This window comes from Pseudomonas sp. SWRI77 (genome assembly GCF_014269105.1).
In the GTDB taxonomy this organism is placed as follows: Bacteria; Pseudomonadota; Gammaproteobacteria; order Pseudomonadales; family Pseudomonadaceae; genus Aquipseudomonas; species Aquipseudomonas capeferrum.
Genome location: NZ_JABWRV010000014.1, coordinates 15631 through 36945 on the forward strand (window position 1 = coordinate 15631; position 21315 = coordinate 36945).

At 63.0% G+C, this 21315-nt stretch carries 17 protein-coding genes; 7 read left to right on the plus strand and 10 right to left on the minus strand.

Annotated features, from left to right (window positions below):
* Window positions 1-13 precede the first annotated feature (13 nt).
* From HU766_RS14885 to HU766_RS14905, 5 genes are all read right to left on the minus strand, one after another.
* The gene (locus HU766_RS14885) at window positions 14-985 is read right to left on the minus strand and encodes a TRAP transporter substrate-binding protein (RefSeq protein WP_033699894.1); all 972 of its coding nucleotides are present in this window, start codon (window positions 983-985) and stop codon (window positions 14-16) included.
* Window positions 986-1050: 65 nt separating this feature from the next.
* The gene (locus HU766_RS14890) at window positions 1051-1929 is read right to left on the minus strand and encodes an SMP-30/gluconolactonase/LRE family protein (protein WP_186658257.1); all 879 of its coding nucleotides are present in this window, start codon (window positions 1927-1929) and stop codon (window positions 1051-1053) included.
* A gap of 25 nt (window positions 1930-1954) precedes the next feature.
* Window positions 1955-2761, minus strand: a complete 807-nt coding sequence (locus tag HU766_RS14895; protein ID WP_186658276.1) for an NAD(P)-dependent oxidoreductase — start codon at window positions 2759-2761, stop codon at window positions 1955-1957.
* A 240-nt stretch (window positions 2762-3001) separates the two neighbouring features.
* The gene (locus HU766_RS14900; protein WP_095065189.1) at window positions 3002-4240 is read right to left on the minus strand and encodes an OprD family porin; all 1239 of its coding nucleotides are present in this window, start codon (window positions 4238-4240) and stop codon (window positions 3002-3004) included.
* 371 nt (window positions 4241-4611) lie between these two features.
* A complete protein-coding gene (locus tag HU766_RS14905) occupies window positions 4612-6090 on the minus strand; it encodes a PLP-dependent aminotransferase family protein (RefSeq protein WP_186658279.1) in 1479 nt (492 codons plus the stop codon).
* 100 nt (window positions 6091-6190) lie between these two features.
* Here HU766_RS14905 and HU766_RS14910 point away from each other — a divergent pair, with 100 nt between their 5' ends.
* Complete coding sequence (locus HU766_RS14910) at window positions 6191-6652, plus strand: GNAT family N-acetyltransferase (RefSeq protein WP_033699887.1); 462 nt, start codon at window positions 6191-6193, stop codon at window positions 6650-6652.
* Between the two features lie 206 nt (window positions 6653-6858).
* Here HU766_RS14910 and HU766_RS14915 read toward each other — a convergent pair whose 3' ends face one another.
* Both HU766_RS14915 and HU766_RS14920 read right to left on the minus strand, forming a co-directional pair.
* A complete protein-coding gene (locus HU766_RS14915; protein WP_033699886.1) occupies window positions 6859-8109 on the minus strand; it encodes a ribonucleotide-diphosphate reductase subunit beta in 1251 nt (416 codons plus the stop codon).
* Window positions 8110-8695: 586 nt separating this feature from the next.
* On the minus strand, window positions 8696-11575 hold the full coding sequence (locus HU766_RS14920; protein WP_033699885.1) for a ribonucleoside-diphosphate reductase subunit alpha: 2880 nt from the start codon (window positions 11573-11575) through the stop codon (window positions 8696-8698).
* Between the two features lie 624 nt (window positions 11576-12199).
* On the opposite strand from HU766_RS14920, the gene HU766_RS14925 reads away from it, so the two are divergent.
* Window positions 12200-12898 carry a response regulator transcription factor gene (locus HU766_RS14925; protein WP_186658282.1) on the plus strand — a complete coding sequence of 233 codons (699 nt, stop codon included), beginning with the start codon at window positions 12200-12202 and terminating at the stop codon, window positions 12896-12898.
* Entirely contained in the window at window positions 12895-14502 is a 1608-nt protein-coding gene (locus tag HU766_RS14930; RefSeq protein WP_186658285.1) for an ATP-binding protein, read from the plus strand. Before HU766_RS14925 ends, HU766_RS14930 begins: the two co-directional genes overlap by 4 nt.
* Before the next feature lie 3 nt (window positions 14503-14505).
* Here HU766_RS14930 and HU766_RS14935 read toward each other — a convergent pair whose 3' ends face one another.
* Both HU766_RS14935 and HU766_RS14940 read right to left on the minus strand, forming a co-directional pair.
* A complete protein-coding gene (locus HU766_RS14935) occupies window positions 14506-15207 on the minus strand; it encodes a 4'-phosphopantetheinyl transferase superfamily protein (protein ID WP_033699882.1) in 702 nt (233 codons plus the stop codon).
* A gap of 74 nt (window positions 15208-15281) precedes the next feature.
* On the minus strand, window positions 15282-16073 hold the full coding sequence (locus HU766_RS14940) for a dienelactone hydrolase family protein (protein WP_033699881.1): 792 nt from the start codon (window positions 16071-16073) through the stop codon (window positions 15282-15284).
* A gap of 131 nt (window positions 16074-16204) precedes the next feature.
* Between HU766_RS14940 and HU766_RS14945 the strand changes: the two genes are divergently transcribed.
* The 4 genes from HU766_RS14945 (at window position 16205) to HU766_RS14960 (ending at window position 20558) form a co-directional block, all read left to right on the plus strand.
* Window positions 16205-16810, plus strand: coding sequence for an outer membrane beta-barrel protein (locus HU766_RS14945; protein ID WP_033699880.1), 606 nt, complete (start codon window positions 16205-16207; stop codon window positions 16808-16810).
* Between the two features lie 80 nt (window positions 16811-16890).
* Window positions 16891-17568 (plus strand): response regulator, encoded by a 678-nt coding sequence (locus HU766_RS14950; protein ID WP_033699878.1) that lies wholly within the window; start codon window positions 16891-16893, stop codon window positions 17566-17568.
* A complete protein-coding gene (locus HU766_RS14955; RefSeq protein WP_033699876.1) occupies window positions 17565-18911 on the plus strand; it encodes an ATP-binding protein in 1347 nt (448 codons plus the stop codon). The genes HU766_RS14950 and HU766_RS14955 overlap by 4 nt, the downstream gene beginning before the upstream one ends.
* Window positions 18912-19235: 324 nt before the next feature.
* Window positions 19236-20558 (plus strand): dicarboxylate/amino acid:cation symporter, encoded by a 1323-nt coding sequence (locus tag HU766_RS14960; RefSeq protein ID WP_186658288.1) that lies wholly within the window; start codon window positions 19236-19238, stop codon window positions 20556-20558.
* A 57-nt stretch (window positions 20559-20615) separates the two neighbouring features.
* Here the strand turns inward: HU766_RS14960 and tsaA are convergent, their stop codons facing one another.
* A complete protein-coding gene (gene tsaA, locus HU766_RS14965) occupies window positions 20616-21311 on the minus strand; it encodes a tRNA (N6-threonylcarbamoyladenosine(37)-N6)-methyltransferase TrmO (RefSeq protein WP_047583258.1) in 696 nt (231 codons plus the stop codon).
* Between the last annotated feature and the right edge of the window lie 4 nt (window positions 21312-21315).

A 21315-nucleotide genomic window follows, 5' to 3' on the forward strand; every position in this document is an offset into this window, starting at 1 on the left:
GGAAGGGGCGGTATTACTGGACGGCGTCGATACGCTTCATCAGGTCGGCGTACGGCGCGCCGTACTTCTCGCGCACCGAAGCAGTGGCCTCGAAGAACGGTTTCTTGTCGACGGTGATGAACTCGACACCTGCAGCCTTGAGCTTCTCTTCGCTGGCGGAGGACTTGGCGTCCCACAGCGCACGTTCTTCCATCTGCGCCTCACGCGCGACCTTCTTCACCAGTGTTTGCTGTTCGGCGGTGAGTTTGTTCCAGGTGGTCTTGGACATCACCACCGGCTCCGGCAAAATCAGGTGGCCGGTAAGGGTGTAGTATTTGGCGCTCTGGAAGTGGTTGTGTTCGAGCAGGGTCGGCGGGTTGTTTTCGGCGCCGTCGATCACGCCCGTCTGCAGGGCGCTGAAGATCTCGCCGGTGTCCATGGCGATGCCGTTGCCACCCATGGCGTTCATCATGTCGATGAACAACGGGTTGCCCTGCACGCGGATCTTCATGCCCTTGAGGTCTTCCAGGCTGCGTACCGGTTTTTTCGTATAGATGCTGCGCGAGCCGCCATCCATCCAGGCCAGGGCTACCAGGTTGAATTCGGAGTTGGTGATCTTGTCGAGGATCTCTTGGCCGATGTCGCCGTCGATGATCTTGCGCATGTGCTCATGGTCGCGGAACACGAACGGCATGTTGAACACGTTCACATCCGGCACCACCGGGCCGACGATACCCAGGCTGACCCGAGTCATCTGCACGGCACCGATCTGCGCCTGCTCGATCACTTCCTTCTCGGAGCCGAGTACCCCACCGGCGAACATCTTGAAGGTGATTTCGCCATTGCTGGCGGCTTCGAGCTTCTTGCCCATGTTCTGTTCAGCGACCACGGTCGGGTAGCCGGCCGGGTGGATTTCGGCGAACTTGATGTCCAGCGCGGAGGCCGGCATCGACAGGCTGAAGGCGAAGGGGAGTACGGCAAGGAGCAGCTTGCGTTTGAAGGTCATGATGAAACTCCGTGGTTTTTATTATCCGGTTTCGTTTGTGCGAGCGTTGTTGGCAGTGCGGTTGTTCAGCCTCGGTAGGCGGGCTCCTCCAGGCCTTTGACGCCGAGTTCGAAGGCAAATACCCCACCGGCCAGCGGCTGGTCGGAGAGGTCGATGCCCGCAGGGCGGATCGAGGTGACGAACAGGGTGTCCAGGTTGGCGCCGCCAAAGGCGCACATCGCGGGTTTCTTCACCGGTAGGTTCAGTGAGCGGTCGAGGCGGCCATCGGGGGTGAAGCGGTGGATCTGGCCGGCGTCGTTGCCGCAGATCCAGTAGCAGCCATCCTGGTCGATGGCGGCGCCGTCTGGGCGGCCGGGGAAGGCCTGCATGTCGACGAACAGGCGTTTGTTGTGGGGCGTGCCGCTGTCGATGTCGTAGTCGAAGACCCAGATCTTATGCACGTTGGGGTGCGAGTCCGAGAGGTACATGCGCGTGCCATCGGGGCTGAAGGCCAGGCCATTGGGCACGATCATGCCGTCCTGCTGCAGGTGCAACTGCCCTTCGCCGTCATGCCGGTACAGCGCCCCGACCGGGGCGCCCTGGGGCATGTCCATCAGCATGGTGCCGGCCCAGAAACGGCCTTGGCGGTCGCAGCGGCCATCGTTGAAACGCATGCCGCCCATGGCATGTTCGACGCGACTGAGCAAACGGCTGTCGAGGCTGCCATCGGCCTGGGTTTCGAGCGCGAAGATGCCGCTTTCCATTCCTGCAACCCAGCCCTGTTCGGTGCGTGCGATGCAGGCCAGCATTTCGTCACCTTGCCAGGTGTGGTGGGCACCGTCGGGCTGCCAGCGATGTAGCTGGCGGGCGGGGATATCGACCCAGTACAGGGCTTGTTCGGTGGGGTGCCACACAGGGCTCTCGCCGGTACCGTTGCGGGCGTCGACGATCAGTTCGCAATTCATGGCCGTGTCTCCTGGCGCGCTGGGGTCAGTTGAACGGTCCGGCCACGGCGAAGGCGCCGCCCTGATAGACCATGCTCGGGTCATCGGCGGCAGGCGCCGGTTGCGCTTCAACCGCTTCGCGGAACACCTCGGAGGTGTCTTTGGGCTCATAGCCCAGGTGCGCGGCATGGCGGTTGTCCCACCACATGGTGCGGTTGTCGGAGGCGCCATAGACGACGGTGTGGCCGACGTCGGGCGTGAACAGCCCGCGTTCGATCAGTTGCACCAGGTCGTCGTAGCTGAGCCAGGTGCACAACATGCGCGGGTTCTGCGGTTGCGGGAACGACGAGCCGATGCGGATGCTCACGGTCTCGATGCCATAGCGGTCGAAGTAGAAGCTGGCGACATCCTCGCCATAGCACTTGGACAGCCCGTAGTAACTGTCGGGGCGGCGCGGGGCGTGGGCGTCGATGCGCTCGTCCTGGCGGTAGAAGCCGATAGTGTGGTTGGAGCTGGCGAAGATGATGCGCTTGACCCCATGCTTGCGCGCCGCCTCGTAGACGTGGAACACGCCGCAGATGTTGGGGCCTAGGATGTCTTCGAACGAATGCTCGGTGGACACGCCGCCGAAGTGGATGATGGCGTCTACGCCTTCGACCAGTGCATGCACAGCGGCTTTGTCGGCGAGGTCGCAGGTCACGACTTCTTCATGCGGGCCCGCGGCGGGCGCCATCGGGCTGATATCGGAAAGGCGCAGGACCTCGGCGTAACCTTGCAGGCGTTCGCGAAGGACCTTGCCCAGGCCGCCTGCGGCTCCGGTGAGCAGCAGGCGATTGAGGGGGGTAGTGGTCATGGCCGGCTCATTGTTAGTTGTTGTAGGTTGTCGTATGACTTCGTTGATTATTGGCAGTGGCGTTGGCTGTTGTCAATGAGGCGTGTGCGGCTTTCGCCTGGCTAGGTGGTCAACTGTAGGAGCGGCCTTGCGTCGCGAAAGGGCTGCGCAGCGGCCCCGGAACTCTACCGGCCCCGCCATTGCTGGGCCCGCTTTGCGGGCCTTTCGCGACGCAAGGCCGCTCCTACAGGGAAGCCTGGGTTACAACAGCGACAGGGGGTAGTTGAAGATCAACCGGTTCTCATCGAACTCGTTGTTGCTGTAATCCCGGCGAATACTCGAGTTACGCCACTTCACACTCAAGTCCTTGAACGCCCCGCTCTGGATCACATAGGCCAGCTCCGTCTCGCGCACCCATTCCTTGCCATCGGTAACCGCCCCTGTGTGCACATCCTGCCCGCTGATGTAGCGGTTCATCAATGTCAGCCCAGGCACCCCGACGGTGACGAAGTTGAAGTCGTGCCGCACCTGCCACGACCGCTCATTGGCGTTATCGAAGCTTGAGTTGTAGCTGTCGTTGGCCAGCGTCCCGCCGCTGGTGCCGTTGACCCGCATCCAGGTATCGCCATCGACCTTCTGCAGGCCGACCCAGAAGGTGTTGCCGCCGTACTTGGCCGAGAACATCCCCGAATAGGTCTTGTTGTCCAGCTGCCCGGCACGTTCGGAGCCGTCTTCATCGCCATGGAAGTAGCCCAGGTTGGCACCCAGGGTCCAGTCACCCACTGGCTGGCTGTGGCTCAACTGCAGGTACTGCTGCTGGTAGACGTCCTTGAGCACTGCATTCCATAGCCCGACCAGCGTGCGGTCCTGGTTGAACTTGTATTCGCCGCCGACGAAGTTGAAGCGGTCCGAAAGCCCACCGCCGTAGCTCATGTCCTCCATGCTCGCGTCGTTGCGCGGGCTGTTGCCACGGAACTGCCCGCCATACAGCGTCAGCCCGGCGATCTCGTTGGAGGTGACCTGCCCCCCGCGGAACGTCTGCGGCAGCGAACGGCCATCGTCGGAACGCAGAATCGGCAGCACCGGCATCCATTCCCCGATCTTCAGCTCGGTCTTCGAGATGCGCGCCTTGCCTGCCACCGCCAGCCGCCCGTAATCATCGGCCGGCTGCCCATCGTCGTGGCGCGGCAGCAGCGCGGTGCCGTAGGTGCCGCCACCGCCATCGAGCTTGACCGACCACAGCCCCAGCACATCCACACCGAACCCCACCGGCCCCTCGGTGAACCCCGAGCGGGCATCGAGGATGAAGCTCTGCGTCCATTCCTCGGCCTTGCTTTGCGGGTTGCTGGGGTTGGTGAAGTTGCGGTTGATGTAGAAGTTGCGCAGGCCGAGCGTGGCCTTGGAGTCTTCGATGAAGCCCGCCGCCACGCTGGTGCCCGGCAGGCTCCCGAGCATGCCGGCGCCCAGCAGGGCAAAGGGGAGGGTTTGGCAGATTTTCATTATTGTTGTGCTCCACAAAAGGGTGTGGCAGCCCGTCCACCGGGCACGCGCAAGCGGCCTGCGGCGAGGGCGGGTGGGTAATGGACCGGTCAGGGCCTAGGGGGTGAAAACGGGACAGGCGAGCGGCGAGGGTAGTGCGCGAGGTGTGTCGACATGGGATTTTCCACTGATTGTTGTTTTTGTTATGCGTTGTCGTACAACTTGGGCGATTTTTAGCAAGTGGGGAGGGGGATGTCAACGCTTTGTGGTGCGATGGCTTTGTAGAGGTACTATGACTTTGGTTTTGGTGCAGGTTCTCGACGGGGATCGCGAATAGGCTGGCGGGTGTATGCCTTGAGAAAACGGCACCCGAAGGCGGCGGCAGCCAGCCCCTATTTCACCCGCGCAAACACCTTCGCCAGCGCCTCCACCGCTACCCGCATCTCGGCTGGCGTCTGCGCCGCGAACCCCATCAACAGGCCGGTATCATTGCGCGGCGTCGCATACAAACTGCCGAGCCCCAGCAGATCAATCCCTACCGCGCGCGCCGCCTTGACCACCGCCTCTTCAGGCAAACCCTGCACGAAATGGCAGGGCATCTGCAGCCCGCCGGCCGGGATGCACGGCGCTAGAAACGCCCCCAGATGCTTGTGCACGAGTTCAGCCAGCACGTCCCGTCTCTCGGCATACAGCGCCCGCATGGCCCGCACATGAGCCGTGTAATGCCCGCCCTCCATGAACCTTGCCAAGGTCAGTTGCGCAATGGACGCGTTATGCCCGTCCTGCAGCGTACGTGCGCTGGTCATCGGGGCGACGAGCGAGGGGGGCAACAGCAGGTAGCCGATACGCAGGCCGGCAAACAGCGACTTGGTGAAGGTACCGATGTAGAGCGTGCGGTCATGCGCGTCCAGGCCCTGCACACAGGCAGTCGGCCGGCCTTCGTAGTGGAACTCGCTGTCGTAGTCGTCTTCGATGATCCAGGCTCGCTGCTGCCGGGCCCATTCGATCGCCTGCAGGCGCCTGTCCAGCGACAAGGTCGCGCCGGTGGGGTATTGGTGGGAGGGCGTAAGAAAAACCGCCCTGGCATTGACGGCCAGCCGCGCCATGTCCTCTACCCGCATGCCGTTTTCATCCACCGGCACGGGCACGCCTGCCAGGCCTGCGGCGGCGATGGCTTTGCGGGTGCCTTGGTAGAGCGGGTCTTCGACCAGCACCTGATCGCCGGCATCCATGAGCACTTGGGCGCACAGGCCAAGTGCCTGCTGCGAGCTGGTGAGGATCAGCACCCGATCGGCAGTCGCCTGAGCCCCCCGTTCGAGGTTGAGGTAGTCAGCGATCGCGCTGCGCAGCGCAGGCATGCCTTGTGGCGCACTGTGCTCCAGCGCCTGGGTGCCATATTCCTTGTAAACCTGGCGCTCCAGCTTCTCCCAGGTTGTGAGGGGAAACTGCCGGGTCTCGGCAACCCCCGGTGCGAACGGGCGCGGCCCCTGGAAGTTGTTCACGCCCCCGCTGTGCAGCACGGCCATTGCTCTGCGGCTCAGGTGAGCTGGCTCATCGCAGAGCACCTCGCGTTGGCGCTTGCGCCGCGGCAGGTGCCGCGCGCGTTGTGACACGAAGCTTCCGCTGCCCACCCGGCGCTCGATGAAGCCCTCTGCATGCAACTGGCTGTATGCCGCCTCGACGGTATCCCGCGAGACGCCCAGGGAAAGCGCCAGCGGGCGTGAAGCCGGCAGCGACTTGCCGACCGGCAATGCGCCCTCAAGGATCAATTGGCGAATCGCCCTCTGGATCCGTAAGTGTAGCGACAACGCCCCATGGGCGGGGTCACTCATCCAGGCTTTCACCGATTGCAACTGTGCATGTTTGAACATTGGTCTGCTTCACTTGCGAAAAGTGGCGGGGCTATTCAGGCCATTCTATCGCTATAAATGCACCTGTTTCCGACCATTCCCACATTGAGAGGGGTTCACCATGACAGTTGCACAAACATTGGTTTCGGTTCGCGAGTTGAAGCAGAGCGATTTGCAGCAATGGAGCGCGTATTGGGAGCAGTATCAGGCGTTCTACAAAGTAGAGCTGAGCAAGGCCACGACCGAACTGACCTGGGCCCGTTTCTTCGACCCGGCCGAGCCCGTGCACTGCGCCGTGGCCACGGACGGTGAGCGGGTGCTCGGCTTCGTCCATTATGTGTTCCATCGCTCGACCTGGGGGCGTAATGACTTCTGCTACCTGGAAGACCTGTTCGTTTGCCCGAGCACACGGGGCAAGAAGGTGGGCAAGCAGTTGATCGAGTTTGTGCAGGGCCAGGCGCAGGAGAAGGGCTGTGACCGGCTCTACTGGCATACCCAGGAAACCAACCAGACCGCACAGCGGCTGTACGACTGGATCGCTGAAAAGCCCGGGGTGATCGAATACCGGATGGCGCTGGCTTGAATGCGAGCTGACCCACCTGGTTTGTTCAGCCCGGCGCATATCCTGTGGGAGTGGGCATGCCCTGGGTACACACCGAAGACATGACTTACCCGCCAAGGCGGCAGCACACAGTACTGTTACCAAGGCACGGGATTGATTGATCACTAACGTACAGCCCAAAAAAAAGGCTGCCAATTGGCAGCCTTCTTGTTTCTCAGCCCGGACAATCAATCCCAGCTCAAAGCCCCGCCAGTCTGATACTCGATCACACGCGTCTCAAAGAAGTTCTTCTCCTTCTTCAAGTCCATGATCTCGCTCATCCATGGGAACGGGTTGGTGGTGCCTGGGTACTCTTCCTTCAGGCCAATCTGGGTCAGGCGGCGGTTGGCGATGAACTTGAGGTAGTCCTCCATCATCGCGGCGTTCATGCCCAGTACGCCACGCGGCATGGTATCGCGGGCGTATTCGATCTCCAGTTGGGTCCCTTGCAGGATCATCTGGGTCGCTTCTTCCTTCATCGAGGCATCCCACAGGTGCGGGTTCTCGATCTTGATCTGGTTGATCACGTCGATACCGAAGTTCAGGTGCATCGACTCGTCACGCAGGATGTACTGGAACTGCTCGGCAACGCCGGTCATCTTGTTGCGGCGGCCCATCGACAGGATCTGGGTGAAGCCGCAGTAGAAGAAGATGCCTTCCAGTACGCAGTAGTAGGCGATCAGGTTGCGCAGCAGCTCTTTGTCGGTTTCCGGGGTGCCGGTGTTGAATTCCGGGTCGGAGATGGCGCGGGTGTACTTCAGGCCCCAGGCGGCTTTTTTCGCGACCGACGGGATCTCGTGGTACATGTTGAAGATCTCGCCTTCATCCATGCCCAGCGACTCGATGCAGTACTGGTAGGCGTGGGTGTGGATCGCCTCTTCGAAGGCCTGGCGCAGGATGTACTGGCGGCACTCCGGGTTGGTGATCAGGCGGTACACGGCCAGGGCCAGGTTGTTGGCAACCAGGGAGTCGGCGGTGGAGAAGAAGCCCAGGTTGCGCATGACGATGCGGCGCTCGTCTTCGGTCAGGCCGTCCTGGCTCTTCCACAGGGCGATGTCGGCGGTCATGTTGACCTCTTGCGGCATCCAGTGGTTGGCGCAGCCGTCGAGGTACTTCTGCCAGGCCCAGTCGTACTTGAACGGTACCAGCTGGTTCAGGTCGGCGCGGCAGTTGATCATGCGCTTTTCGTCGACCGCAACGCGGGCAGCGGAGCCTTCCAGCTCGGCCAGGCCTTCGGCAACGTCGAGGGCGTCGAGGGCGGCCTTGGCGCGTTTTACGGCTTCGGAGTCAGAAGCGGTAGCAGCACGGGCTTCCAGGGCGGCGGCACCGCCGGCGCTGTCGAGCTTGTCGAGGGTGGCGGCGGCGTTGGCCTGCGCAGGGGTGTTGCCTTTGGCGGCTACTTCGCCGTCTTCGTTGTCGAATTCGTCCCAGCTCAGCATGGTTTGGCTCCTGCTTGAGGGTTGCCCTGAGGCAACCGGTTGGATTTTAAGAATGTGATGCCTGACGCAAGGCCGTTACGGCGAATGGACAGCTCGAGAGGCTGACTCTCGTTACATCTGACGTGTGCCTGGCCAGGCCTCGGGGAGGGGCCAGGGACTTGAATGGGTGCCCTTTTCAGAGGGGGCGCAGTATACCGGAATTCGTCTTCGATCGGGGCGCGTGTCTGGCGGTCGGGGGTAACTTTTTCGACCGGTTTTAGGTGCGTCCGTTCACGAGGCTTGTGTCGGTATTTACGGGGTGGAAGTGTAGCGGTAAAAAGCGCATGTCACTACATGTTGTGTGTTTTAATTTTAGCGGCACATTATGTTGTGTCTGGCGCGATTCTTGTAGGAGCGGCCTTGTGTCGCGAAAGGGCTGCGTAGCGGCCCCATCGATACCCGCGGCGACGCTAAAATCCTGGGGCCGCTGCGCAGCCCTTTCGCGACACAAGGCCGCTCCTACAGAACCGCGTTCAGCCGGCCACTGTGCAGATACAAAAATGCCGCAAAGGGGTACCCGTGGGCACCCCTTTTGCGGCATCAGGCCTTACTGGCAGGCTTCGCAGTCAGGCTCGTCGATCGCGCAAGCTTTCGGCACTGGTGCCGGGCCGGCAGCCTGGACCGGGGCGCTGTCGCCGCCGCTGGAAACGGCGTTGAGCTTGCCGGTGTTGATGGTCGACTTCTCGGTGCTGGTCGCGGCCAGGGCACGGAGGTAGTAGGTGGTTTTCAGACCACGGTACCAGGCCATGCGGTAGGTCACGTCCAGCTTCTTGCCCGAAGCGCCGGCAATGTACAGGTTCAGCGACTGAGCCTGGTCGATCCACTTCTGGCGACGCGAGGCGGCATCGACGATCCACTTGGTCTCGACTTCGAACGCAGTGGCGTACAGGTCTTTGAGCTCTTGTGGAATACGCTCGATCTGCTGCACCGAACCGTCGTAGTACTTCAGGTCGTTGATCATGACCGAGTCCCACAGGCCGCGGGCCTTCAGGTCGCGGACCAGGTACGGGTTGATCACGGTGAATTCGCCCGACAGGTTCGATTTCACGTACAGGTTCTGGTAGGTCGGCTCGATGGACTGCGATACGCCGGTGATGTTGGCGATGGTCGCGGTCGGCGCGATGGCCATGATGTTCGAGTTACGAATACCTTTTTGTACGCGAGCACGCACCGGTGCCCAGTCCAGGGTCTCGTTCAGGTCGACATCGATGTACTTCTGGCCACGGGCTTCGATCAGGATCTGTTGCGAATCCAGCGGCAGGATGCCCTTGGACCACAGCGAACCTTGGAAGGTCTCGTAGGCGCCACGCTCGTCGGCCAGGTCGCAGGAAGCCTGGATCGCATAGTAGCTGACCGCTTCCATCGACTTGTCGGCGAACTCGACGGCAGCGTCGGAGCCGTAGGCGATGTGCTGCAGGTACAGTGCGTCCTGGAAGCCCATGATGCCCAGGCCGACCGGGCGGTGCTTGAGGTTCGAGTTACGCGCTTGCGGCACCGAGTAGTAGTTGATGTCGATCACGTTGTCGAGCATGCGCACGGCGGTATTCACGGTGCGTTGCAGCTTGGCGGTGTCCAGCTTGCCATCGACAATGTGGTTCGGCAGGTTGATCGAGCCCAGGTTGCAGACCGCGATCTCGTCCTTGTTGGTGTTCAGGGTGATCTCGGTGCACAGGTTCGAGCTGTGGACCACGCCCACGTGCTGCTGCGGCGAACGCAGGTTGCACGGGTCCTTGAAGGTCAGCCATGGGTGGCCGGTCTCGAACAGCATCGACAGCATCTTGCGCCACAGGTCTTTGGCCTGAATGGTCTTGAACACCTTGATCTTGTTGTACTCGGTCAGGGCTTCGTAGTACTCGTAGCGCTCTTCGAAGGCCTTGCCGGTCAGGTCGTGCAGGTCTGGCACTTCCGACGGCGAGAACAGGGTCCACTTGCCGTCATCGAAGACGCGCTTCATGAACAGGTCAGGGATCCAGTTGGCGGTGTTCATGTCGTGGGTACGACGACGGTCATCACCGGTGTTCTTGCGCAGCTCGATGAATTCTTCGATGTCCAGGTGCCAGGTTTCCAGGTAGGCACAGACAGCGCCCTTGCGCTTGCCGCCCTGGTTGACCGCAACGGCGGTGTCGTTGACCACTTTCAGGAAGGGTACGACGCCCTGGGATTTACCGTTGGTGCCCTTGATGTAGGAGCCCAGTGCACGCACAGGGGTCCAGTCGTTGCCCAGGCCACCGGCGAATTTCGACAGCATGGCGTTGTCGTGGATCGCGTGGTAGATGCCCGACAGGTCGTCCGGCACGGTGGTCAGGTAGCAGCTGGACAGCTGCGGGCGCAGGGTACCGGCGTTGAACAGGGTCGGGGTCGAGGCCATGTAGTCGAAGGACGACAACAGGTTGTAGAACTCGATCGCACGGGCTTCTTTTTCTTTCTCTTCCAGCGCCAGGCCCATGGCCACGCGCATGAAGAACACCTGTGGCAGCTCGAAGCGCACGCCATCCTTGTGGATGAAGTAGCGGTCGTACAGGGTCTGCAGGCCCAGGTAGGTGAATTGCTGGTCGCGCTCGTGGTTGATCGCCTTGCCCAGTTTTTCCAGGTCGAAGTCGGCCAGGGCCGGGTTCAGCAGTTCGAACTCGATACCTTTGGCGATGTAGGCGGGCAGGGCCTTGGCGTACAGCTCGGCCATCTCGTGGTGGGTGGCGCTGTCGGCAACGCTGAGGAAGCCCAGGCCTTCGGCACGCAGGGTGTCCATCAGCAGGCGGGCGGTGACGAACGAGTAGTTCGGCTCACGCTCGACCAGGGTACGGGCGGTCATCACCAGGGCGGTGTTGACGTCCTTGATGGCCACGCCGTCGTACAGGTTCTTCAGGGTTTCGCGCTGGATCAGGTCGCCATCGACTTCGGCCAGGCCTTCGCAGGCTTCGCTGATGATGGTGTTCAGGCGCGCCATGTCGAGCGGCGCCATGCTGCCGTCGGCCAGGGTGATGCGGATGCTTGGGTGCGGCTCGACCACAGCGTCGGTGTTGGCGCGGGTGGCGCGCTCTTTCGCGCGCTGGTCGCGGTAGATCACGTAGTCGCGGGCGACTTTCTGCTCACCGGCACGCATCAGGGCCAGTTCGACCTGGTCCTGGATTTCTTCGATGTGGATGGTGCCACCCGATGGCATGCGACGCTTGAACGTGGCGGTGACTTGCTCGGTCAGGCGCGCGACGGTGTCGTGGATGCGCGACGAGGCGGCGGCGGTGCCGCCTTCAACTGCGAGGAACGCCTTGGTGATGGCCACGGTGATCTTGTCGTCGGTGTAGGGGACGACAGTGCCGTTACGCTTGATCACGCGCAGTTGGCCGGGCGCGGTGGCAGCCAGATCCTGGTTGGCATCGGCGGCCTGCGGCACCTGGGCCTGCGGGTTCTCGCGAGTTGTGTCGGTTTGCATGGGTGGGTGTCTCCACAGTTTCTATATTGTACAGGCGCCTTTTGAGCGCCCACCGTTCCGTCCACTTGCTCGATCACCTGGCGGGGGATGCGTCATGCGCGCGCATCCGCCCGCTCGGGCGTACCGACTTCGGGACAGACTCAGGAATAAGGGGCAATAGCTTGCCGCTCCCTGGCCGAAGTCAAAGGCTTTGGGCTGAGCCCAAAAGCTGTTGCAGTTCAGTACTCCGCTGGAGCGGTATGGCTGGTCAGATCACCTGAAGTTCAACCGTAAAATCGAATAATTTGCCGGGTTGACTTTTGTGTGTGATTTTGCACGAACCCCAACATCTAGTGGTTCGCTGCGATCGGGATACAAGATAATGCGGTATTGGGGTCTTTGCAAGGCGAGCGCCTGTGGATAAGTTGTGCGTACTTTGTGGGTATGGCCTGTAGGCCTTGTGCCAAGTGGTTTGCAGTATTTTTCTTTCGCTCGCTGCCCCAAGGCAGAATTTTGAGGGCGCGAACCCTACCACAAAAAACGGTTCAGTCCAGTGGCTTGTGCGGCACCGCTGGCCGGTTGGCAGTACCCGGGGCGGCACGTAGTATCGGCCACAGAACAACAACAATTGCAAAGGCACAGGCCATGGACCAACCCGCACCGCGCATCCTCATCGTTGAAGACGACCAGCGCCTGGCCGAACTCACGGCCGAATACCTGCAGGCCAACGGCTTCGATGTGGCCGTCGAGGGCGATGGTGGCCGCGCCGTGCGGCGAATCGTCGACAGCCAGCCCGACCTGGTGGTGCTCGACCTCATGCTGCCCGGTGAAGACGGCCTGAGCATCTGCCGCCGGGTACGCAGCCAGTACGCGGGCGCGATCCTCATGCTCACCGCCCGCAGCGACGAGCTCGACCAGGTGCAGGGGCTGGACCTGGGCGCCGACGACTATGTCTGCAAACCTGTGCGCCCGCGCTTGCTGCTGGCCCGTATCCAGGCCCTGCTGCGGCGCAGCGAGGCGCCGGAAAGCAAGCGCCAGGCCCTGGCCTTTGGTGCGCTGCGCATCGACAACCGCCTGCGCGAAGCCCGGCTGGGCGAGCAGCTGATAGACCTGACCGGCGCCGAATTCGACCTGCTCTGGTTGCTGGCCAGCAACGCCGGCCGGGTGCTGTCGCGCGAGCAACTGTTCACCGCCCTGCGCGGTGTCGGCTACGACGGCCAGGACCGCTCCATCGATGTGCGCATCTCCAAGATTCGCCCCAAGATCGGTGACGACCCGGTCCACCCACGCCTGATCAAGACCCTGCGCAGCAAGGGCTACCTGTTCGTCGGCGAGGCGCCATGAACAACTCGATCTTTCTGCGCATCTATGGCGGCATGCTCGCCGTGCTGGTGCTGGTGGCGCTGCTCGGCGTGCTCAGCCTGCACCTGGTCAACGAAGTGCGCGCCGCCCAGCACCGCGAGGGCCTGGCCCAGGGTACCTTCAGCCTGATGGCTGACAACCTGGCCGGGCAGAACGAAACCGAACGCAAGCGCTCGCTGCTGATGTGGGAGCGCCTGCTCGGGGTGCCGCTGGCGCTGCAGCCGATGTCGGCGCGTACCCTCGATGGCGGCCAGCGTGCCCGCCTGTACCGTGGCCTGGTGGTGGTCGAGAAGACCGGCCCGCACGCCGCCCAGGTGCTGCGCAAGGTCGGCCGCGAGGAGGTGCTGCTGGTGGCCCAAGTGAAGCAGGTCAGCGAGCAACTGGCGCGGGCCACCCTTTATCTGTTGGCCGACGAACTGGTGCGTTACCCGGTTACCGAGCAGCAGCAACGCCTGGCGCAGCTCAAGCAGAGCAAGGGCTTTGGTTTTGACATTGCCCTGCAGCGCCTGGAGCGGGTTGGCCTGGATGACGACCAGCGGCGCCGGGTCGAGGAGGGCGACACGGTCATGGCCCTGGGCAAGGATGGCGATTCGATCCGGGTATTCGCCGGGCTGTCGGGCTCGCCCTGGGTGCTGGAAATCGGCCCGTTGCATCAGTTGAACCCCTATCCGCCGCAGTTGCTGATCTTGATCGCCTTCCTTGGGCTGTGCCTGATCGGGCTGGTGGTGTACCTGCTGGTGCGTCAGCTGGAGCGGCGTGTGTCGGGGTTGGAGGTTGCCGCCACGCGTATTGCCCAGGGCAGCCTCGACACGCGGGTACCGGCTGGCGATGCCGACTCGGTCGGGCGCCTGGCTGCGGCATTCAACGGCATGGCCGAACATTTGCAGCGCTCGCTGACCATGCAGCGCGAGCTGGTGCGGGCGGTGTCCCACGAGCTGCGCACGCCGGTGGCGCGGCTGCGTTTTGGCCTGGAGATGATAGAGACCGCGAGCACTGAGCAGGCCCGTGCCAAACACTTGGCAGGCATGGATGGCGACATCCAGGACCTGGACAAGCTGGTCGATGAAATGCTGACCTACGCACGCCTTGAGCAAGGCGCACCGGCCCTGAAATTCCAGCGGGTCGACCTGGATGCGTTGCTGGACCGGGTAATCGAGGAGCTGGCGCCGCTGCGCGCTGAAATCAAGGTGGTGCGCGGCGCATGCCAAGGGGATGAAAGCGATGGCGCCTGGGTCGAAGCTGAGCCGCGCTACCTGCACCGGGCCCTGCAAAACCTGGTGAGCAATGCCATGCGCCATGCCGAGGCCGAGGTGCGCCTGAGCTACCAGTTGGGCCAGCAACGCTGCCGGGTCGACGTGGAAGACGACGGCCCGGGTATCCCGGAAGGGGTCTGGGACCGCATCTTCACGCCCTTCACCCGGCTCGACGACAGCCGCACCCGTGCGTCGGGCGGGCATGGCCTGGGCCTGTCGATCGTTCGGCGGATCATCTACTGGCACGCAGGCCGGGCCACGGTAGGGCGCAGCGAAACCCTCGGCGGTGCCTGCTTCAGCCTGAGCTGGCCGCGGGCACAGGCGCCGCTGTAGGGCTCAGACGCTGATCAGGCTGAGCAGGTGGCCGTCCTGAAGGCAGAACTGGCCTTGCAGCTCGGTGCCCTGCTGCCACTCGGCCGATAGGTCGGTGAGCAGGCGCAGACGGGCCAGGCCCTCGGCCGACCATTCCAGCACCTCGGCGTGCTCGAAATAGAAACGCTGGCGGGTCAGCGGGTAGAGGGTCTTGAACAGGCTTTCCTTGAGCGAGAAGGTCAGGGTCACTGCCAGGCCGAGCTGGCGGCGGTCCAGGCGCTCTATTTCGGCGGGCGTGAGGATTTCGGCTAGCAGGCGCTCGGCGCGTTCGTCGTCCAGCAGCGCTTCCTGGTCCAGGCCCAGGCCGCGGCAACTGCCCTGGCCGGCGACCACGGCGGCGGCCCAGCCTTGGCCGTGGGTGATCGAGCCGTGAATGCCGGCGGGCCAGATGGGCGAGCGGTCTTCATGGCTGGCTGGCACGTAGTTGCGGCCGTCCAGGCGTTGCAGCGCGGCACGGGCGCAGACACGGCCGGCCAGGTACTCGGCCTGGCGCTTGGCCACCGAGCGTTGCAGGCTGGCGCTGGGGACGATGCCGGCACGCTGGAAGTCGTCGGCAGCCAGGCGGGCGGGGTCGAAGGCGCAACTGACCAGCACCGCACCTGGCAGCGGGCGGGGCAGGGGCCAGTGGTGCTGAAGCGGGGCGCAGCAGGTGGGGAGTGTGTTCATGGGGGGTATTGTGCCAGCCGTAGCGGCTGTAGGGGAGGTGGGCGCGTCGGGGGCGCTTGCGCCCCCAGCGATCATTACTGGAACGCCTTCTTGAAGAACGCCTGCATATCCTTCCACGAGCTTTCATCAGCCGCTTTGTTGTAACCAATGTCCGGCCCGCCATGCTCGCCATGGCTCAAGCGGTCGGCATCCGGGTTGGTAAACCCATGCTTGGCCTCAGGAATACTGACGAACTGGTAATTGACCTTGGCTGCGTCCATTTCCGCCTTGAACGCTGCAACCTGCTCCTCGGTCACCATGCTGTCTGCCGCGCCGTGCTCGACCAGTATGTCGGCCCTGACCACGCCGGGCTTGGCCGGGGTCTGTGTGGCCAATGCCCCATGGAAACTCACCACGCCGTCCAGCTTCTCACCCCGGCGCGCCGCATCGAGCACCACCTTGCCGCCAAAGCAGTAACCCACGGCGCCCAATTGGTGCTTGTTCACGTTGGGCTGCTTTTTCAGCAACTCAAGGCCTGCGTCGAAGCGCGCGGCCGCCGCTGCCGGGTCTTTCATTGCCTCGGCCATGAATGCCTGGGCATCCTGCGGATGCTCGGTGTGCTTGCCATCGCCGTACATGTCGATGGCCAGCGCTTTATAGCCCAGGGCCGCCAGGTCGCGGGCGCGGCGCTTGGCATAGTCGTTCAGGCCCCACCATTCATGCACCACGACGATGCCCGGGCGCTTGTCGTCCAGCGCATCGTCATAGGCGTAGTAGCCGACAAAGCGCTTGCCTTCGTCGTCCTGGTAGGGGATATCGCGGGTCACCACTTGCGCCTGGGCAAGGGCGGCGCTGCACATCAGGGTCAAGGCCAGCAGGGCACGCATGTTCACTACTCCTTGTTCATCGCAAACGGTTCGTTCAGCCGCGGTTCAGCCAGGGTTCAGTCACGGTTCAGGGTGCCCTCCTTACTCTAGCTTCCAGACCGAAACAGCGCATCCAACTGGAGTACGAAGCCATGAAATCCTTCAACACCCTGCTCGCTGCCATGGCCGTTTGCGCCGCTGGCATCACCACCGTCCAGGCCGCCGATGACAATTTCGCCAGCCTGACCTACGGCCAGACCAGCGACAAAGTCCGCAAGTCCGGCCTGCTGCAGCGCAACACCGACAACCTGAACGCCGACGGCATCATCGGCAAGGACGACACCTGGGGTGTGCGTCTGGGCAAAATCAATGACCAGGGTCGCTACTACATGACCTACGACAACGTCTCGGGCGACCACAGCGGCCTCAAGCTGCGCCAGGAAAACCTGCTGGGCAGCTATGACCTGTTCCTGCCGGTGGGCGACACCACCAAGCTGTTCGGCGGTGGCAGCCTGGGCATGACCAAGCTGACCCAGGATTCGCCAGGTGCCAGCCGTGATACCGACTACGGCTACGCGGTCGGCCTGCAGGCCGGTGTGATCCAGGAGATTACCGACAAGGCGTCGGTGGAACTGGGCTACCGTTACCTGCGCACCAATGCCGCGACCGAAGTCGGCCAAAGCGGTGGGCCCAAGGACGGCACCCTGCGCCTGACCAGCAGTGCACAGACGTATCTGTCGGCCAACTACAAGTTCTGAGGTAGTTGTTATCCTGTACTGCCCTGTGCGCGGGTAAACCCGCGCACAGGGCAGTACAGGCCATAAAAAAGGAGCTGCACATGAAACTGCTGGTGGTCGAGGACGAAGCCCTGCTTCGCCATCACCTCTACACGCGCCTGGGCGAAAGCGGCCATGTGGTCGAGGCGGTGGCCGATGCCGAAGAAGCGCTGTACCAGGCCGAGCAGTACCACTTTGACCTGGCCGTGATCGACCTGGGGCTGCCGGGCATGAGCGGCCTCGAACTCATTGGTCGCCTGCGCAGCCAGGACAAGACCTTCCCCATTCTCATCCTCACCGCCCGTGGCAACTGGCAGGACAAGGTCGAAGGCCTGGCCGCCGGTGCCGACGACTACCTGGTCAAGCCCTTCCAGTTCGAAGAGCTCGAAGCGCGCCTCAACGCCCTGCTGCGCCGCTCCAGCGGTTTCACCCAGTCGACCATCGCCGCCGGGCCACTGGTACTCGACCTCAACCGCAAGCAGGCGACCCTGGACGATCAGCCCCTGGCCCTGACCGCCTACGAATACCGCATCCTCGAATACCTCATGCGCCATCACCAGCAGGTGGTGGCCAAGGACCGCCTGATGGAGCAGCTGTACCCGGGCGATGAGGAGCGTGACCCCAATGTCATCGAAGTGCTGGTCGGGCGCCTGCGTCGCAAGCTCGAGGGCGAACGAGGCTTCAAGCCCATCGATACGGTACGTGGCCTGGGTTACCTGTTCACCGAGCGCTGCCGATGATCCGTTCCCTGCGGGTGCGCCTGATGCTGGCGGCCGCAGTGCTGGCGCTGCTGTTCATGCTGGCGCTGCTGCCTGCCTTGCAGAAGGCCTTCAGCCTTGCCCTGCAGGAATCCATCGAGCAACGCCTGGCCTCGGACGTGACCACGTTGATCTCCGCAGCACGCATCGAACACGGCCAGTTGCAGATGCCGACACTGTTGCCGGACGAGCGCTACAACCTGCCGTACACCGGCCTGCTTGGCTATATCTTTGACCGTGAAGGCCATCTGGTGTGGCAGTCGCGGGCCACTGCAGACCAGAACGTCAACTACCGGCCACGCTACGACGGGCGTGGCAACGAGTTCGCCCGCATCCACCAAGGCGATGGCGAAGAGTTCTTCGTCTATGACGTCGAAATAAAACTGCTCGGCGGCCAGAGTGCGGCCTACAGCATCGTTGCGCTGCAACCGGTGCGCGAGTACCAGCACACCCTCGATGGCCTGCGTGAAAAGCTCTACCTGGGCTTTGGCGCAGCGCTGCTGGCGCTGCTGGTACTGCTGTGGGCCGGCCTGACCTGGGGCCTGCGTTCGCTGCGGCGGCTGAGCCGGGAGCTGGACGAGGTCGAGGCTGGCGCGCGGGACGGGTTGAGCCGCGAGCACCCGCGTGAACTGCTGCGCCTGACCGGTTCGTTGAACCGCCTGCTGCACAGCGAGCGTGAACAACGCCAGCGCTACCGAGACTCCCTGGATGACCTGGCGCATAGCCTCAAGACACCGCTGGCGGTGTTGCAGGGGGTGGGCGAGAGCCTGCGCCAGCGCAGTGGTGAGCGCGAGCAGGCGCGGGTGCTGCAAAGCCAGATCGAGCGCATGAGCCAGCAGATCGACTATCAACTGCAGCGCGCCAGTTTGCGCAAGAGCGGCCTAGTGCGCCACAGCGTGCACCTCAAGCCATTGCTCGACAGCTTGTGCAGCACGCTGGACAAGGTCTATCGGGACAAGCGCGTCAGCGTGCTGCTGGAAATACCCGAGGCCGCGCAGGTGCCGATGGAGCAGGGCGCCTTATTGGAACTGCTCGGCAACCTGCTGGAGAACGCCTACCGGTTGAGCCTGGGCCAGGTGCGGGTGAGCCTGGAACAAGCGCCAGGCCAACTGACCCTGTGCATCGAAGACGATGGGCCCGGGGTGCCGGCCGATCAGCGCGAGCGCATTCTTGAGCGCGGCGAGCGGCTGGACAGCCAACACCCGGGGCAGGGCATCGGCCTGGCGGTGGTCAAGGATATCGTCGACAGCTATGACGCCAGCTTGAGCCTGGGGGATTCGCCACTGGGCGGCGCGGCGTTCCGGGTCACCTTCAGGCTGGATTGACGTGCGGCCAGGGGCAGCCCTTTCGCGGGGGAACCCATAGCGGGCGGATTCCCGCCATCATCCCCTGTACAAAATCCGCCACCGGGCGGATATCCGCCAGCCTTCCTCAGCATTTTCGCCCTGTCGTTGGGCAGTGACCCCTAGCAAACAGTGCCTTTGCACCCTTCATGGGCATTTTGGCATTGCCCTTGCTATTGATCCTGGCAGAGGCCTGCAAAGGCAACTCGAACACAACGACAAATCCCTCCAAGTGCAGGAGGGTTAGCGATTCAGGTGCCCTCACCCTGGGAAGGGTGAAAACCGGCACACTTGAGGAAATTAGCCATGACGACACGTCAGCCGCTGTACAAATCCCTGTATATCCAGGTGTTGGTCGCCATCACCATCGGCATCCTGCTCGGCCACTTCTATCCTGAAACCGGTGTCGCCCTCAAACCGCTGGGTGACGGCTTCGTCAAACTGATCAAGATGGTCATCGCCCCCATCATCTTCTGCACCGTGGTCAGTGGCATCGCTGGCATGCAGAGCATGAAGTCGGTAGGCAAGACCGGCGGCTACGCGCTCCTGTACTTTGAAATCGTCTCCACCATCGCCCTGATCATCGGCCTCGTCGTCGTCAACGTGGTCAAGCCGGGCGCTGGCATGCACATCGACGTCACCACCCTGAACGCCAGCAGCGTGGCCGCTTATGCCGCCGCCGGCGCGCAGCAGACCACCGTTGGCTTCCTGCTCAATATCATCCCCAACACCGTGGTCGGTGCCTTCGCCAACGGCGACATCCTGCAAGTGCTGATGTTCTCGGTGATCTTCGGTTTCGCCCTGCATCGCCTGGGCAGCTACGGCAAGCCGGTGCTGGACCTGATCGACCGCTTCGCCCATGTCATGTTCAACATCATCAACATGATCATGAAGCTGGCCCCGGTCGGTGCCTTCGGTGCCATGGCCTTCACCATCGGCCAGTACGGCGTGGGTTCGCTGGTGCAGCTGGGCTACCTGATGGCCTGCTTCTACGTGACCTGCCTGCTGTTCGTCCTGGTGGTGCTCGGTGGTATCTGCCGCGCCCACGGCTTCAGCGTCATCAAGCTGATCCGCTACATCCGTGAAGAGCTGATGATCGTGCTGGGCACGTCCTCCTCCGAGTCCGCCTTGCCCCGCATGCTGGCCAAGATGGAGCGCCTGGGTGCGAAGAAATCCGTGGTTGGCCTGGTTATCCCGACCGGTTACTCGTTCAACCTCGACGGTACTTCGATCTACCTGACCATGGCCGCTGTGTTCATCGCCCAGGCGACTGACACCACCATGGACATCACCCACCAGATCACCCTGCTGCTGGTGCTGCTGGTGGCCTCCAAAGGCGCTGCTGGTGTAACCGGTTCGGGCTTCATCGTACTGGCCGCTACGTTGTCTGCAGTTGGCCACCTGCCGGTTGCCGGCCTGGCGCTGATCCTCGGCATCGACCGCTTCATGTCCGAAGCCCGCGCCCTGACCAACCTGGTTGGCAACGCTGTCGCTACCGTGGTCGTGGCCAAGTGGGTCAACGAAATGGACAACGACAAGCTGGCCTCGGAACTGGCTTCCGGTGGCGCCCCGCTGGAAGATACCCGCCCGACCGACGACCTCGGCGTGGCCGAAGGCCCGGCTCGCTGATCGCGCAACTGAAATGAAAAAGGCGACCTTCGGGTCGCCTTTTTCGTGGTGGGTCGATCAACAGTCCTGGACCACTTCCAGCACCCGGATCAGCGTGGGCTGCGGATAATGCCAGCGCACCTGCACATCCCAGAACTTCACCCCGTACACCCGCTCCGCAGGTGGCACCTGATACGCCGGCCGCGGGTCTTGCCCCAGGCACTGCTCGATCAGTTCCACCAGCGGCTCACCCAGGCGCAGTGCATGCGCGCGGGCCTGGGGCAGGGCATTGTCGTGCCACTGCACGGCGATTGCGTCAGGCGCTTCGCTGGCCATCAGGTTGCTGGCGCCGGCAACACTGTCGGCGTACGGTACGTAGGGCTTGATATCCAGCACTGGGGTGCCATCGAGCAAGTCGATCCCGGACAGCAGCAGGCGCCCAGGCTCAACGCCCTCCAGGCGTACCACCGACTGGCCGATACCGTTGGGCCTGTGGGTGGCGCGGGTGGCGAACACCCCCATGCTCTTGTTGCCGCCGAGGCGGGGTGGCCGCACTTTCAGGCGTGGTTTGTCTTCCAGGGCCTGGTGAAACAGAAACAGCAGCCACACATGGCTGACCTGTTCCAGCCCCGCCACTGCATCACCCTGGTCGAACGGCGGCAGCAACTCCAGCACACCACGCGCCGCCGGTGCCAACTGCGGCTGGCGCGGGATGGCGAACTTTTCCTTGAAGCACGAGCGGACGATGCCGACCGGTGAAACCGTATGCTGCATGGCC

Bases quoted from the DNA above. Each gene is read 5' to 3' on its own strand.
- HU766_RS14885 (WP_033699894.1), bottom strand. From the start codon at position 985: ATGACCTTCAAACGCAAGCTGCTCCTTGCCGTACTCCCCTTCGCCTTC.
- HU766_RS14890 (WP_186658257.1), bottom strand. From the start codon at position 1,929: ATGAATTGCGAACTGATCGTCGACGCCCGCAACGGTACCGGCGAGAGC.
- HU766_RS14895 (WP_186658276.1), bottom strand. From the start codon at position 2,761: ATGACCACTACCCCCCTCAATCGCCTGCTGCTCACCGGAGCCGCAGGC.
- HU766_RS14900 (WP_095065189.1), bottom strand. From the start codon at position 4,240: ATGAAAATCTGCCAAACCCTCCCCTTTGCCCTGCTGGGCGCCGGCATG.
- HU766_RS14905 (WP_186658279.1), bottom strand. From the start codon at position 6,090: ATGTTCAAACATGCACAGTTGCAATCGGTGAAAGCCTGGATGAGTGAC.
- HU766_RS14910 (WP_033699887.1), top strand. From the start codon at position 6,191: ATGACAGTTGCACAAACATTGGTTTCGGTTCGCGAGTTGAAGCAGAGC.
- HU766_RS14915 (WP_033699886.1), bottom strand. From the start codon at position 8,109: ATGCTGAGCTGGGACGAATTCGACAACGAAGACGGCGAAGTAGCCGCC.
- HU766_RS14920 (WP_033699885.1), bottom strand. From the start codon at position 11,575: ATGCAAACCGACACAACTCGCGAGAACCCGCAGGCCCAGGTGCCGCAG.
- HU766_RS14925 (WP_186658282.1), top strand. From the start codon at position 12,200: ATGGACCAACCCGCACCGCGCATCCTCATCGTTGAAGACGACCAGCGC.
- HU766_RS14930 (WP_186658285.1), top strand. From the start codon at position 12,895: ATGAACAACTCGATCTTTCTGCGCATCTATGGCGGCATGCTCGCCGTG.
- HU766_RS14935 (WP_033699882.1), bottom strand. From the start codon at position 15,207: ATGAACACACTCCCCACCTGCTGCGCCCCGCTTCAGCACCACTGGCCC.
- HU766_RS14940 (WP_033699881.1), bottom strand. From the start codon at position 16,073: ATGCGTGCCCTGCTGGCCTTGACCCTGATGTGCAGCGCCGCCCTTGCC.
- HU766_RS14945 (WP_033699880.1), top strand. From the start codon at position 16,205: ATGAAATCCTTCAACACCCTGCTCGCTGCCATGGCCGTTTGCGCCGCT.
- HU766_RS14950 (WP_033699878.1), top strand. From the start codon at position 16,891: ATGAAACTGCTGGTGGTCGAGGACGAAGCCCTGCTTCGCCATCACCTC.
- HU766_RS14955 (WP_033699876.1), top strand. From the start codon at position 17,565: ATGATCCGTTCCCTGCGGGTGCGCCTGATGCTGGCGGCCGCAGTGCTG.
- HU766_RS14960 (WP_186658288.1), top strand. From the start codon at position 19,236: ATGACGACACGTCAGCCGCTGTACAAATCCCTGTATATCCAGGTGTTG.
- tsaA (WP_047583258.1), bottom strand. From the start codon at position 21,311: ATGCAGCATACGGTTTCACCGGTCGGCATCGTCCGCTCGTGCTTCAAG.